Source organism: Roseovarius sp. MS2, assembly GCF_051447875.1.
GTDB lineage: Bacteria > Pseudomonadota > Alphaproteobacteria > Rhodobacterales > Rhodobacteraceae > Roseovarius > Roseovarius mucosus_A.
On record NZ_JBKHVF010000001.1, the window covers coordinates 3,514,115 to 3,526,337 of the forward strand.

Here is a 12,223-nt window from a genome sequence, read left to right on the forward strand (position 1 = left end):
CAGCCCTGTTGCAGTTTTACATCAACTTGCGGCGGCGTGTCACGTTAATATCCAAATCGGTGATCTTCTTGCGCAACGTATTGCGGTTGATGCCAAGCAGATCGGCGCATTTCGCCTGATTGCCCGCCGTGGCATCCAACGCAATCTCGATGAGCGGCAGCTCGATTTCACGCAAAACGCGGGTATAGAGCCCCGGAGGCGGCAAGGCATCGCCGTGCAGATCGAAATACCGCCGCAAATGCCCCGCAACCGACGCGGTCAGGCTCTCGCCCCGCCCCTCGCGCATCACCGGCTCAGCACGCGGCTGATTGCCCAGCACCGCCTCAACCTCGGCGCGGCTGATTTCCTCGGCCATCGCGGTCAGCCCGATTCGCCGCACCGCATTTTCCAACTGCCGCACATTGCCCGGCCAGCTATAGGCCCGCATCAGTTCCGCCGCCTGTTCCGACAGATGCCGCGCCGGCTGTCCATCGCGCTCGTCCCGCGACAGGAAATGCTCGGCCAAAAGCGGAATATCCTCGACCCGCGCGCGCAGGCTCGGCACGTCGATCACCGCCCCGCTCAGCCGGTAATAGAGATCCTCGCGCAACGTGCCCTCTTCCAGCGCCCGCCCCGGCGGCACCCGGCTTGTGGCCATGAACCGCGGCACATGATCGCCCGGCGCATCCATCATCCGCACCACCCGGCCCTGCGCCTCAAGCGGCAGATCCGTCACCTCATCCAGAACAATCGTGCCGCCCTTGACCCGCGCCATGATCCGCGATGGCCCGTCCAACTCGCGCAGATCCCCCGGCGTGACCGTAACAAAGGGCAGCGTGCGCCGATCCGAGAAATCGTGGATCGCCTTGGCGATCAACGACTTGCCCGTGCCCGACTCGCCACAGATCATCACCGGCAGGTCGGTGTTCATGATCCGCGCCACCACCCGGTAGAGCGCCTGCATCGCCTGCGTGCGCCCGATCAGCGGCAATTCCTCGGGCCGCTCCGCCTCGACCTCGCGAATGGGCCGCCGTGCCCGGCTCTCGAGCGCCCGCGCCGTCCGCTTCATCAGGTCCGGCAGATCAAAGGGCTTGGGCAGGTAATCATAGGCCTCCGCCTCTGCCGCCTTGATCGCCGTCATGATCGTGTTTTGCGCCGAAATCACGATCACCGGCAATCCGGGCCGGTCCTGCGCGATCTTGGGCAGCATCTCAAGACCATTGCCATCGGGCATCATCACATCCGAGATGACGACATCGCCCTTGCCCTCGCCCACCCACCGCATCAGCGTGGTCAGGCTCGAGGTGGCATGCACCCGGCACCCCGCCCGTGTCAGCGCCTGTGTCAGAACCGTGCGGATCGTGCGGTCGTCATCGGCGACCAGTACCGTGCCATCCATCCTCAAGCCTCCTTGGTTGCGTCCGCTGCCCGTTGCAACGAAATCCGAAATACCGTGCGTCCCGGCACGGAATTGACCGAAATCCAGCCGTCATGGTCCGAGATGATCTTGGCCGCCAAGGCCAATCCCAACCCCGTCCCATTCTCGCGCCCCGAAACAAAGGGATCGAACACCTGATCGGCAATCTCGGGCGGCAGGCCGGGGCCATCGTCGATGATCTCGATCTGCAAGGGCAGCGCCTTGCCCTGCCCCTCGCCGCGCCGCACCCTGAGCGACTGTTCATAATAGGTATGCAGGCGAATCGTGCCGGGCCTGCCCCGCGCCGCCTCGGCCGCGTTTTTCAAGAGGTTCAGCACCACCTGAAGCAATTGATCCCCATCCCCGAGCGCCAGCGGCAAGGACGGATCATAATCCTCGACCAGCGCCATATGCGCCGCAAAGCCCAGCATCGCCGATCGCCGCGCGCGGTCCAGCACGTCATGCACATTCACCGGGCGCATGTCCGGCGCGCTGATATTGCCGAACTGCTCGACCCGTTCCAACAGGCTCACGATCCGGCGGCTCTCGCTCACGATCAAATCGGTCAGTTCCAGATCCTCTGGCCCCAGCGTCATCGACAAGAGCTGCGCTGCGCCGGTAATGCCCGCCAGCGGGTTCTTGATCTCATGCGCCAGCATTTCCGCCATGCCGATCGCCGATTTCGCCGCCGATTTCACATTGCTGTTCTGCACCATGCGCCCGGCCAACTCGCGCGGGCTGATGAGCATGATCATATGCCCCGGACTGCCCGTTAGCGGTGCCACCTGCAAATTGCACTGCATCGGCGCACGCTCGCCGGTGCCCACATCGACATCATTGACAAAGAGCGGCGCATCGTTGGCCCGCGCCCGCTCGAACGCCTCTTCCAGCGGCGCGTTGACCGCCAGCTTGTCCCACACAGGCTGCCCCATCAACGCCCGCGACGACGACATCATAAAGCCTTCCGCCGCCGGGTTGATCCCCGCGATCCGGTCCTGAGGATCAAGCAGGATCGCAGGCACCGGAAGCGAGGTCCAGATGGCATCATCCACGCTCATGCCGCCGCCCGCGCGTCCTCAGCGCGCGCCTCCATCGCTTCGGGCAAATGCTCCAGCACCGCCGCCGGGCTGACCGCCGTCAGCACCGCGCGCCGCAGACGCTCACCCGTGCCCGCCGCATCCATATACCACCCCAGATGCTTGCGCGCGACGCGCAGCCCCAGATCGCGCCCGTAAAACCCGAGCATCGCCTCGTAATGCCCGGCCACCAGATCGGCCAATGCCGCACCTTTCGGCTCCACTGGGGCCGCGCCCTGCCCCATCGCCGCCGCCACTTCCGCCAGGACCCAAGGCCGCCCGCGTGCGCCCCGGCCAATCATCACACCCGCCGCCCCCGATTGCGCCACCGCCCGGCGCGCCGTGGCAACATCGGTAATATCGCCGTTCGCAATGACCGGAACGTTAACAGCCGCCACAATTTCTGCAATCGCCGCCCAATCCGCCGAACCGCTGTAAAACTGACAGCGCGTGCGCCCATGCACCGTGACCATCGCCACACCCGCCGCCTCTGCCCGCCGCGCCAACTCCGCCGCGTTCAAACAGTCGTGATCCCAACCCAGCCGCATTTTCACCGTCACCGGCACATCAACCGCCGCGACCACTGCCTCAATCAACCGCAACGCATGATCCAGATCCCGCATCAACGCCGAGCCAGAGGCCCCAGCCCCGCTGGCACTCACCACCTTCTTGGCCGGACAGCCCATGTTGATGTCGATGATGCGCGCGCCTTGGTCCGCAACCACCCGCGCCGCCTCTGCCATCCATTGCGCATCGCAACCCGCCAGTTGAACGGCTGTGTTTTCGGCCCCAAGGCCCAGTTCCGCCTTGCCCCGCGCCGAGGGTTTGGCCTGCACCATCTCCTGGCTTGCGACCATCTCGCTCACCACGAGGCCCGCGCCAAAACCCGCCACCACGTTGCGAAACGGCAGGTCGGTGATTCCCGCCATCGGCGCCAAGAGAACCGGTGTCGCCAAAGCTTTGTCCGCGATCCTGAGCATGTCCCTGCCTAATCCTTGTGCATATCGCTGGTTCTACCTGTGAACCCCGTCCCAAACAATGATCGCAGGCCCAAATAACAGTCGCGGCACGGTGCATTGCCTAATAATTGGGCAGATGCTCAGCCATTGCGCTCGGACAAAACCCGTCCTAATCAAGAGCCATGACAACCGCCGCCCTCATCGTCGCCGCAGGACGGGGCACCCGCGCAGGCGGGGACTGCCCCAAGCAATGGCAGCCCCTTCTGGGCCGCCGCGTGATCGACTGGACGCTCGACGCCTTTCTGGGTGCCGACGGCATCGACCGCATTTTGGTCGTGCTCCATCCCGACGACCTCGGCCAGCTCGCCCCTCATCCCCGGATCACGGTCACAACCGGCGGTGCAACCCGGTCCTCTTCGGTCCGAAATGGGCTCGAAGCGCTGGCAAGCGACCCGCCCGATCACGTGCTTATCCACGATGTCGCGCGCTGTTGTACAAAATCAGCTTACATAGCTTACATAGCTTACAAAATCGCCAACACCGACTTGCCCGCACTGGCCCCGGCATTGCCCGTCACAGATGCGCTCTGGACTGGGGCCGAAGGCCAGGTAACCGGCACCCGCGACCGCACCGGCCTCTACCGCGCCCAAACGCCGCAAGCCTTTGATTTCAAAACTATCCTTGCCGCTCATCAGGCGCATGACGGCGACGCCGCCGATGATGTTGCCGTGGCCCGCGCCGCAGGCATAAAGGTTGCCATCCTCGACGGCGATGAGGATAATCTCAAGATCACCCACCCGCACGACTTTGCGCGTGCCGAGAAAACACTTGGAAATCAGATGGATATACGTGTCGGCTCAGGTTTTGATGTGCATCGCTTCGGCCCCGGCGACCATTGCATGCTCTGCGGTGTGGCCGTCCCGCATGATCGCGGTCTGCAAGGCCATTCCGATGCAGATGTCGGCCTCCACGCTCTCGCAGACGCAATATATGGTGGTTTGGCGCAGGGCGACATTGGCCGTCACTTCCCCCCCAGCGATCCCCAATGGAAAGGGGCCGAAAGCCACATCTTTTTGCGTCATGCCGTTGCATTGGCATCCGAGTTAGGTTTTAAAATCAATAACATAGATGTCACTCTTATCTGTGAGCGGCCCAAAATAACGCCCCATGCCCCCGCCATGCAGGCCGCTTTGTCCGAGATCACCGGAATTGCACCGGACCGGATTTCCGTCAAAGCCACCACCTCCGAACGCCTTGGCTTTACCGGACGAGAGGAAGGCATTGCTGCGCAGGCCGTTGTGACATTGGTCAAGACATGCGCCTAACCCATTTGATTTGCACGTTTTTTTATGTGGGTCGCCTGCGCCCAGCTCCGGGCACCTGGGGGTCTCTTGCGGCTCTGCCTGTGGCATGGGCGCTACATCTGGTCGGTGGTCCCGCCCTCCTCCTCGTGGGAATTGTACTCGCCTTCGCTTTAGGATGGTGGGCTACCCATCTGGAAACAAAAGGAAAAGATGACCGCGACCCGTCAGAGATCGTGATCGACGAGGTGGCCGGCCAATGGCTTGCCTTTTTGCCAGTGTCGATTGGGGCGTCGCATGCCGGGGCTGACCTCCTAAGCCTTTGGCCAGGTTTTGTTTTTTCATTCGTCGCCTTTCGGTTCTTCGACATTACCAAACTCGGCCCCATCGGCTGGGCTGACCGCCGCAATGACGCGCTTGGCGTCATGCTTGATGATATCCTCGCAGGCCTTGCCGCAGCCCTCTGTGTGCTGCTGGCCGCAGGATTCTATCACGGGGTTCTAGGCCTATGATCACAAACGAAATTCTCACACTCGCCAGCGCGCGCGGCCTCATGATCGCCACCGCAGAAAGCTGCACAGGCGGCTTGGTGGCCGCCGCCTTGACCGATGTTCCTGGCTCCTCTGTTGTGGTTGAACGTGGCTTTGTAACCTATTCAAATACATCGAAAATCGAGATGCTTGACGTGTCAGAGCACACGCTCGCCACCTATGGCGCAGTCTCAGAGCAGGTGGCACAGGAAATGGCGCAAGGGGCCCTCACCCATAGCACCGCCCATCTCGCCGTATCCATCACCGGCATCGCAGGCCCCGGCGGGTCCGAGCACAAACCCGAAGGTCGCGTTTGCTTTGGCCTCGCGATGGCGGGCCACCCGACCAAAACGGAAACGGTTGAGTTTGGCCCTCTGGGCCGCAGCGCCGTTCGTGAAAACGCGCGCGACCACGCTTTGAAAATGCTTTTTATCGCTTTAAATGAGTAACTTGTCGTCCATAATTCATGCTGCGCCATACAGCTCTTGTGCCCGCTGCTCAAAGGCCCGCACAATCCGCTTCATCGCCTCATAGAAAAACAGATCCGCTGCCGATTGCAACAACCTGTTTTTGAACGCAAAATCTACATCAAAGCTGACCTCGCACCCGCCTTCGACATCGCGAAACGCCCAGTTCGAGCGCATGTGGTGAAATGGCCCCTCCAAATATTCGGTCTCAATCCGCCGCATCTCGGGCCAGAGCACAACGCGACTGCCAAAGCGTTCACGGAACACCTTGAAACTAATCACAAGATCCGCCTCCATGATTTCAGACCCATCGTCTTGCGGGCGCACGGATCGCACCCGCGCGGCCGCCGTCCACGGCAGGAATTGCGGGTAGCTGGCCACATCAGCGACAAGCGTATACATCTGCTCAGCCGTGTAGCGTAGAACACGTGTTTCTGAATGTGTTGGCATGCGCCCCCCGGTTTCCGCGTGACAGTGCGTCGCTTTTTCCTAGACTGTCCAGGGATGTTCAAGGGGGTCACATGCCGCAGCACGCCTATGTTATCGATAAAATGATCTCGGCCAAGAGCATAGCCGCGCGAATCGAGGCGCTTTCGCATGAGATCGAGGCCGAATTTGCAAACACCCAGAAATTGGTGGTGGTGGGCCTCTTACGCGGCTCTTTCATCTTTATCGCCGATCTCGTGCGCGAGCTTGACCTGCCGGTCGAGGTTGATTTTGTTGAGACCTCTTCTTATGGAAACGCCATGGAAAGCAGTCGAGAAGTGCGTATTCTCAAGGACTTGCGTGGCGATATTGAAGGGCGCGACGTGCTTGTTGTCGAAGATATCGTGGATACAGGTCATACACTTTTTCACGTGCTGCACCTCCTCCAGAGCCGAAGGCCGCATAAGCTCCGAACCATCGCCCTTCTCGACAAACCCTCGCGCCGCGAGGCGGATATTCGGGCCGACTGGATCGGGTTCGAGATCCCCGATGAGTTTGTCGTGGGCTATGGCATCGACTATGCCCAACGCAATCGAAACCTGCCCTATATCGGCAAGGTGCGATTTGTGACTGAGGAGCGTTAATGGCGGACCCAAGAGGATTCGAACCTCTGGCCTCTGCCTTCGGAGGGCAGCGCTCTATCCAGCTGAGCTATGGGTCCACTTTTGCGGTGGTATAGCGGGGCCAGACCGGCCCCGCAATCGTAAAATCAGCCGAAAAGCTCATGCGCCAGCTCAAGAGCTTCGACCAACACATCCACTTCTTCGCGGGTGTTATACATGGCAAAAGACGCGCGGCAGGTGGCACTTACCCCCAGATGCTCCATCAGCGGCCCGGTGCAATGCTGCCCGGCCCGCACCGCCACGCCCTTTTTGTCGAGAATGGTCGAGATGTCGTGGGCATGCGCAGCGCCTTGCATGGTAAAGGAAAAAATCGCCGCCTTATCCGGTGCTGTGCCTTGCACATTGATCCAATTTAGCCCCGCCAAACGTTCTTGCGCATAGTGGCTCAGATCATCCTCATGGGCGCTGATCGCCCCCATTCCAATGCCCATCATATACTCCAAGGCGACCCCTAGGCCAATCGTTTGCACGATGCCCGGTGTGCCCGCCTCAAACTTCATTGGCGGATCATTATAGGTCACCCCATCGCGCGTCACCTCGCGGATCATATCGCCGCCGCCCATGAACGGGCGCATTTCGGCCATCCGGTCTTTTCGGACGAAAATCGCCCCTGATCCCGACGGCCCATAGAGCTTGTGCCCGGTGATCGCGTAAAAATCACACCCCATCTCATCAAGGTTGAGCGGCATATGCACCGCCGCTTGAGAGCCATCAACCAGCACCGGCACACCGCGCGCCCGGGCAGCATCGCAGATCGCCTTCACATCAACCTTGGTCCCCAACACATTGGAAAGATGTGTTATTGCAATCAGTTTCGTCTTGGGCGTGATCGCATCAATCACCTTTTGCGGGTCAAGAGAACCGCGCGCATCCACATCCACCCATTTCAGCGCGACGCCCTGACGCTCGCGCAGAAAGTGCCACGGCACGATATTGGCGTGATGCTCCATAATGCTCAGGATGATCTCGTCACCGGCTTCCATGCGTGGCATCGCCCAGCCATAGGCGACCATGTTGATGCCCTCGGTGGTGCCAGAGTTGAAGATGATCTGATCCTCATCGGCCACCCCCAGAAACCGCGCAACGATCCCGCGCACCGCCTCGTATTTCTCGGTGGCGAGGTTGCTTAGGTAATGCAGCCCGCGATGCACATTGGCATATTCCATCGAATACGCCCGAGTGACTGCGTCGATCACCACCTGCGGCTTTTGTGCGGATGCCCCATTATCCAAATAAACCAAGGGTTTACCGTTCACTTCTCGTGCAAGGATTGGGAAATCGGCACGAATTTTCTCGACATCGAACATCTTATGCCCCTCCCATTGCGGCCACGCCGACAAGGTTTAGCAGAATGCTTAGTCCGACCGCCATTGCGGCAATGGACAGGATGATAATTCCAAATGATTTCAGCATGTTGTCATAGCGGTGCGCCGTATCTACGAATCCTGTCAGGATATAAATCCCCCAGACCGACGACACAAAGATCAACAGGGCTGCCACCGTTGGCAACGCCAGAACAAGCACGGCAACCGCCGCTTGCAGGATAAGGCGCAGGACCTGTAACCAGCAAATCAGCACCAGAACATCCTGCACTGCCGCCTTGCCCCCCAGCATGCCGCCGACCCAAAAGAGCGCATAGACCGTGATGACAAGCGCCCCTAACAAGAACAGGGTGAAAAGCAGCGGCGAATGAAACGCCGGCGGCATCAGAGTTGGCGCGGTCGGGTCCATCGGCGGCGCAAGGCGCAATGACACAGAATACACGATCGCATTGAGCACCGACATCAGCACCAGTGCCATCCACAGTATCTGCTGCGGCAGGCCAAACCCGATCAGCGCCCGTGCCGCCTCTCGCGGGCGAAACAAGGTTTCCAGCAACAGCGCCTTGAACTCTGCCTGCGTCATGCCCCGCCCCATTCTGCCTCGATCAAGCCCGACACCCAGAACCACAGGAAAACCAGCAACCACAAAAGGCCCACCCCCTGCAATTCAAGCCCAGGCCCGACGAATCCAGCGACAAGACCATGTAACAAGATCAACGGACTAGCGGCCAGAAACGCCCAGAAGAGGGCAATCCGCGCGCCAAAGGCGGTTCCTTTGCCACGCAACACCCGTGCAATGCCATGGCTCATAAGTGCCAGTGCATAGAGGATCAACGGCGCAATAAAAATCCAAGCCAAGAGCGAGGCCCCCAGCAGCGGATTAAGCTCTTGGCCCGTCAAATGCGCCTCTCGCGCAAGGCGTGGCCATTGCGCCACAAACACCACCACACAGGCCGCAATCAGCATCACCAGCGCGCGGTCTTCACGCTGGCCCATGGCCAACAAGCGCCGCACCACCCGGCGCGGACCGCGATAGGTGGCCACAAGATCGGTCGTGACCGGCATCAGCGGCGCCTGCGCTCCAGCCAGGCAGCAAGCTGGCTGTTGATATCTTCGCGCAGGCCCTCATCCTCGATTTCCTCAACGGCTTCGGCCAGAAACGAGAGCGTCAGCAGATCGGTTGCGATCGGCCGCGGAATGCCCCGCGCCCGCAGGTAATAGAGCGCATCCTCGTCAATCGCCCCCGAGGTCGAGCCATGCGAACAGGCCACGTCATCGGCATAGATTTCCAGCTCCGGCTTGGCCAGGAACTGGCTGTCCTCATCCAACAAGAGCGCTTGGCTGATCTGATAGCCATCCGTCTTTTGTGCGCCGGGTTTCACCAGGATCTTACCTTGAAACACGCCCGTCGCCCCGTTGCGCAGCACTTTTTTGAACACCTGTCGACTCTCACAGCGCTGCGCATCATGGGTCACGAAGACCGTGTCATCCTGATGGAAATCCCCATCACCCATGGCGGCCCCTGCCACATGCGCCACCGCATCATCGCCCAACAGCTCAATCACACATTCATTGCGTGTCATCACCCCATTGGCCGTCAGGGTGAAGGATTTAAAGAGGCTCTCCGCTCCCAACCGGGCAAAGAGATGGGTCGCGGCGCGCCGCTCGTGATCACGCCCCTGCGTGCGGATATGGTGAAACCGTGCGCCGTCGCCAACGTCAACTTCCATCACCTTGTTAAACCGCGCGGCGGCGGGGCCATTCTCGAGAATGGTAACTTCGGCCTCGGGATCAAGCTTGATCACATGATGCAGGATCGCATCAGAAACCTCTGATTTATGGACATAAACCAGATTGATCGGCTTGCTCGGGCGGCCCGTCACATGGATCAGAACCCCGTCCGAGGCATAGGCGGTGTTCAGAGCGGCGAGCGGACGCACCACAGGCGTTTGCCCGCGTTCTTCGAGCACGCCGTAGAGATCGCGCACCCAATGGATATCGCTCTTCGCGGCCATGCTCAGCCGGTCGATACGCACCCCTTCCAGTGTCGGATCATCGCTGGCCTCGGCATCGAACACGCCATCGACGAAAACCAGCTTGAGCCGATCAACCGCTGCAAAGCTATCCGGCTCATCGTCATTGAGAAACAGCGCCGCATGCGGTGCCTCTGCTTGCACCAGGGTGTCGGGGCGGGTGAATTTCCAGTATTCGTCGCGCCGATCCGGCAGGCCCATAGCCTGCAACCGCATCAGCGCCGCCTCACGCGCGCCCGTCGCCCAAAGCCCGCCTTTGGGCAATGTCATGGCCTCCAGCCGCGCCTCAAGCGCTGTTTGCTTAGCTTGCGGCTGCGCCATCACGCCACCTCCGCCAGAATATCGGCATAGCCGTTCTGCTCGACTTCGAGAGCAAGTTCAGGCCCGCCGGTCTTGATGATGCGCCCGTCATACATGATATGCACGACATCCGGTTTGATATGGTCAAGCAACCGCTGGTAATGCGTGATCACCAGAAAGGCGCGGCCCGCATCGCGCAGCGCATTCACCCCGTCCGAAACCAGTTTCATTGCGTCCACATCCAAGCCCGAATCGGTCTCGTCGAGAATGCACATCTTGGGCTCCAGCATCGCCATCTGGAGGATTTCGTTGCGCTTTTTCTCACCCCCGGAGAAACCCACATTGACCGGACGCTTCAGCATATCGGCGTCAATCTGGAGCGTCTTCGCTTTTTCCCGGACGACCTTAAGGAACTCTGCCGCGCTCATTTCCTCTTCGCCGCGCGCCTTGCGCTGCGCGTTTACGGCGGTGCGCAGAAAGGTCATGTTACCCACGCCCGGAATTTCGACCGGGTATTGAAACGCCAGAAACAGCCCCGCCGCCGCGCGCGCTTCTGGGTCCATGTCGAGCAGATCAACACCGGCCAGAGTGGCACTGCCATCCGTCACCTTGTAGCCGTCGCGCCCCGAAAGCACATAGGACAACGTCGACTTGCCAGAGCCGTTGGGCCCCATGATCGCATGCACTGTGCCAGCCTCGACACTCAGGTTGACCCCTTTGAGAATGGTCTTGTCTTCTTCCTCAAGATCGACGTGCAGGTTATTGATTTCCAACATTTTCCATGATCCTTCTATATATCTTGGCGGCATCAGGGCCGCGTCATCATCTCTATGATCGTCAAGAGGTGCGCAGGGTTCACACCCTGCGGGGTCACCTCGAATTCTGCCATCCGCCCGATCATCCGCCGGGGCGCGCCGATGAACTCCTCGATCCGGTGGTAATGCTTGCGCGGGGCGTAATCGTCGAACAGAACCGTGACAGGTCGCTGAGTGCGCAGCGCCGCCGCCAGGGCACAGCCGGTACGAAACCGCCCGTCCACCAACACCACATCGGGTTGCGCGAAACCTGCCATATCCCAGATCTTGAGCGGATATTGCGCATAGGTTTTCCAACCACTCGCATCGCGCGGGAATCCCCAATCCTTGGTCGGTCCGACATCAGACCAGATCACGTCCACCTCTGTGCCTGCCACGGGTGGATTTTGTGCAAACCAACCACGCATCATTTCGGCCCAGGCCTGATCGCTTTCGACCGAAAAGACCCGCTTGCCCTGCATCTCGGCGGCCACCACGGTCGAACCGCCAGACCCATATTCAAGGATCACCCCCGCCCGCGCATACACCTCGCGCAGGTGCGCCGCTTCTGCATCGGGCAGGGTAAGAACCGGCCTGTCTATGGTGTCTGACCCAACCATCTCAGTCCAGCACGACCGCTGTGCCGCTGGCCGAGACCATAAGCATCGAATCGCCCACCACCTCGTAATCGAGATCGACGCCAACCACGGCATCGGCCCCAAGCTCTGCTGCGCGCTCTTCCAACTCGCTTAACGCGACTTCACGCGCTTCGCGCAGCTTGCTTTCATAAGAGTCAGACCGACCGCCCACCACATCGGTGATCTGCGCAAAGAAATCGCGCACGATATTGGCCCCCATGATTGCCTCACCCACGACGATGCCGCGATAATCCACGATCTTGCGGCCTTCTACACTCGGAGTTGTGGTTACAATCAT

General features: G+C 60.5%; 15 protein-coding genes and 1 tRNA gene. 4 read left to right on the top strand and 12 right to left on the bottom strand.

The window, feature by feature from the left end; translation table 11 throughout:
• Positions 1-16: 16 nt before the first annotated feature.
• The 3 genes from ACLGGT_RS17185 to dusB are packed head-to-tail and all read right to left on the bottom strand — an operon-like array spanning position 17 to position 3,452.
• Positions 17-1,378, bottom strand: a complete 1,362-nt coding sequence (locus ACLGGT_RS17185) for a response regulator (protein ID WP_437196989.1) — start codon at positions 1,376-1,378, stop codon at positions 17-19.
• A 2-nt stretch (positions 1,379-1,380) separates the two neighbouring features.
• The gene (locus ACLGGT_RS17190) at positions 1,381-2,454 is read right to left on the bottom strand and encodes a two-component system sensor histidine kinase NtrB (RefSeq protein WP_437196990.1); all 1,074 of its coding nucleotides are present in this window, start codon (positions 2,452-2,454) and stop codon (positions 1,381-1,383) included.
• A complete protein-coding gene (gene dusB / locus ACLGGT_RS17195) occupies positions 2,451-3,452 on the bottom strand; it encodes a tRNA dihydrouridine synthase DusB (RefSeq protein WP_437196991.1) in 1,002 nt (333 codons plus the stop codon). The genes ACLGGT_RS17190 and dusB overlap by 4 nt, the downstream gene beginning before the upstream one ends.
• 161 nt (positions 3,453-3,613) lie before the next feature.
• Between dusB and ACLGGT_RS17200 the strand changes: the two genes are divergently transcribed.
• From ACLGGT_RS17200 to ACLGGT_RS17210, 3 genes are read left to right on the top strand one after another with little or no spacing between them, the layout of a single operon-like run.
• The gene (locus ACLGGT_RS17200) at positions 3,614-4,756 is read left to right on the top strand and encodes a bifunctional 2-C-methyl-D-erythritol 4-phosphate cytidylyltransferase/2-C-methyl-D-erythritol 2,4-cyclodiphosphate synthase (RefSeq protein ID WP_437196992.1); all 1,143 of its coding nucleotides are present in this window, start codon (positions 3,614-3,616) and stop codon (positions 4,754-4,756) included.
• The gene (locus ACLGGT_RS17205; protein WP_437196993.1) at positions 4,747-5,244 is read left to right on the top strand and encodes a phosphatidylglycerophosphatase A family protein; all 498 of its coding nucleotides are present in this window, start codon (positions 4,747-4,749) and stop codon (positions 5,242-5,244) included. Before ACLGGT_RS17200 ends, ACLGGT_RS17205 begins: the two co-directional genes overlap by 10 nt.
• Positions 5,241-5,711, top strand: a complete 471-nt coding sequence (locus ACLGGT_RS17210; RefSeq protein ID WP_437196994.1) for a CinA family protein — start codon at positions 5,241-5,243, stop codon at positions 5,709-5,711. Before ACLGGT_RS17205 ends, ACLGGT_RS17210 begins: the two co-directional genes overlap by 4 nt.
• Positions 5,712-5,726: 15 nt before the next feature.
• Here the strand turns inward: ACLGGT_RS17210 and ACLGGT_RS17215 are convergent, their stop codons facing one another.
• Positions 5,727-6,179, bottom strand: a complete 453-nt coding sequence (locus ACLGGT_RS17215) for a type II toxin-antitoxin system RatA family toxin (protein ID WP_081506159.1) — start codon at positions 6,177-6,179, stop codon at positions 5,727-5,729.
• Positions 6,180-6,250: 71 nt separating this feature from the next.
• Between ACLGGT_RS17215 and hpt the strand changes: the two genes are divergently transcribed.
• A complete protein-coding gene (gene hpt, locus ACLGGT_RS17220; protein WP_437196995.1) occupies positions 6,251-6,799 on the top strand; it encodes a hypoxanthine phosphoribosyltransferase in 549 nt (182 codons plus the stop codon).
• On the opposite strand, the gene ACLGGT_RS17225 is transcribed toward hpt, so the two are convergent.
• The 8 genes from ACLGGT_RS17225 to ACLGGT_RS17260 all read right to left on the bottom strand — a co-directional run bounded on the left by ACLGGT_RS17225 (position 6,800) and on the right by ACLGGT_RS17260 (position 12,223).
• Positions 6,800-6,876, bottom strand: a tRNA-Arg gene (locus ACLGGT_RS17225). It abuts the gene before it with no gap.
• A gap of 48 nt (positions 6,877-6,924) precedes the next feature.
• Positions 6,925-8,145, bottom strand: coding sequence for a cysteine desulfurase (locus tag ACLGGT_RS17230; protein ID WP_375553599.1), 1,221 nt, complete (start codon positions 8,143-8,145; stop codon positions 6,925-6,927).
• Between the two features lies 1 nt (position 8,146).
• Complete coding sequence (locus ACLGGT_RS17235) at positions 8,147-8,743, bottom strand: Yip1 family protein (protein ID WP_232279195.1); 597 nt, start codon at positions 8,741-8,743, stop codon at positions 8,147-8,149.
• A complete protein-coding gene (locus ACLGGT_RS17240; RefSeq protein WP_375553598.1) occupies positions 8,740-9,225 on the bottom strand; it encodes a YIP1 family protein in 486 nt (161 codons plus the stop codon). The genes ACLGGT_RS17235 and ACLGGT_RS17240 overlap by 4 nt, the downstream gene beginning before the upstream one ends.
• The gene (gene sufD / locus ACLGGT_RS17245) at positions 9,225-10,514 is read right to left on the bottom strand and encodes a Fe-S cluster assembly protein SufD (RefSeq protein ID WP_437196996.1); all 1,290 of its coding nucleotides are present in this window, start codon (positions 10,512-10,514) and stop codon (positions 9,225-9,227) included. The genes ACLGGT_RS17240 and sufD overlap by 1 nt, the downstream gene beginning before the upstream one ends.
• Positions 10,514-11,269, bottom strand: a complete 756-nt coding sequence (sufC, locus tag ACLGGT_RS17250) for a Fe-S cluster assembly ATPase SufC (protein WP_437196997.1) — start codon at positions 11,267-11,269, stop codon at positions 10,514-10,516. Before sufC ends, sufD begins: the two co-directional genes overlap by 1 nt.
• A gap of 32 nt (positions 11,270-11,301) precedes the next feature.
• Positions 11,302-11,907 carry a hypothetical protein gene (locus tag ACLGGT_RS17255; protein ID WP_437196998.1) on the bottom strand — a complete coding sequence of 202 codons (606 nt, stop codon included), beginning with the start codon at positions 11,905-11,907 and terminating at the stop codon, positions 11,302-11,304.
• 1 nt (position 11,908) lies between these two features.
• The gene (locus tag ACLGGT_RS17260; protein WP_037297626.1) at positions 11,909-12,223 is read right to left on the bottom strand and encodes a heavy metal-binding domain-containing protein; all 315 of its coding nucleotides are present in this window, start codon (positions 12,221-12,223) and stop codon (positions 11,909-11,911) included.

Bases quoted from the DNA above. Each gene is read 5' to 3' on its own strand.
- ACLGGT_RS17185 (WP_437196989.1), bottom strand. From the start codon at position 1,378: ATGGATGGCACGGTACTGGTCGCCGATGACGACCGCACGATCCGCACG.
- ACLGGT_RS17190 (WP_437196990.1), bottom strand. From the start codon at position 2,454: ATGAGCGTGGATGATGCCATCTGGACCTCGCTTCCGGTGCCTGCGATC.
- dusB (WP_437196991.1), bottom strand. From the start codon at position 3,452: ATGCTCAGGATCGCGGACAAAGCTTTGGCGACACCGGTTCTCTTGGCG.
- ACLGGT_RS17200 (WP_437196992.1), top strand. From the start codon at position 3,614: ATGACAACCGCCGCCCTCATCGTCGCCGCAGGACGGGGCACCCGCGCA.
- ACLGGT_RS17205 (WP_437196993.1), top strand. From the start codon at position 4,747: ATGCGCCTAACCCATTTGATTTGCACGTTTTTTTATGTGGGTCGCCTG.
- ACLGGT_RS17210 (WP_437196994.1), top strand. From the start codon at position 5,241: ATGATCACAAACGAAATTCTCACACTCGCCAGCGCGCGCGGCCTCATG.
- ACLGGT_RS17215 (WP_081506159.1), bottom strand. From the start codon at position 6,179: ATGCCAACACATTCAGAAACACGTGTTCTACGCTACACGGCTGAGCAG.
- hpt (WP_437196995.1), top strand. From the start codon at position 6,251: ATGCCGCAGCACGCCTATGTTATCGATAAAATGATCTCGGCCAAGAGC.
- ACLGGT_RS17230 (WP_375553599.1), bottom strand. From the start codon at position 8,145: ATGTTCGATGTCGAGAAAATTCGTGCCGATTTCCCAATCCTTGCACGA.
- ACLGGT_RS17235 (WP_232279195.1), bottom strand. From the start codon at position 8,743: ATGACGCAGGCAGAGTTCAAGGCGCTGTTGCTGGAAACCTTGTTTCGC.
- ACLGGT_RS17240 (WP_375553598.1), bottom strand. From the start codon at position 9,225: ATGCCGGTCACGACCGATCTTGTGGCCACCTATCGCGGTCCGCGCCGG.
- sufD (WP_437196996.1), bottom strand. From the start codon at position 10,514: ATGGCGCAGCCGCAAGCTAAGCAAACAGCGCTTGAGGCGCGGCTGGAG.
- sufC (WP_437196997.1), bottom strand. From the start codon at position 11,269: ATGTTGGAAATCAATAACCTGCACGTCGATCTTGAGGAAGAAGACAAG.
- ACLGGT_RS17255 (WP_437196998.1), bottom strand. From the start codon at position 11,907: ATGGTTGGGTCAGACACCATAGACAGGCCGGTTCTTACCCTGCCCGAT.
- ACLGGT_RS17260 (WP_037297626.1), bottom strand. From the start codon at position 12,223: ATGATTGTAACCACAACTCCGAGTGTAGAAGGCCGCAAGATCGTGGAT.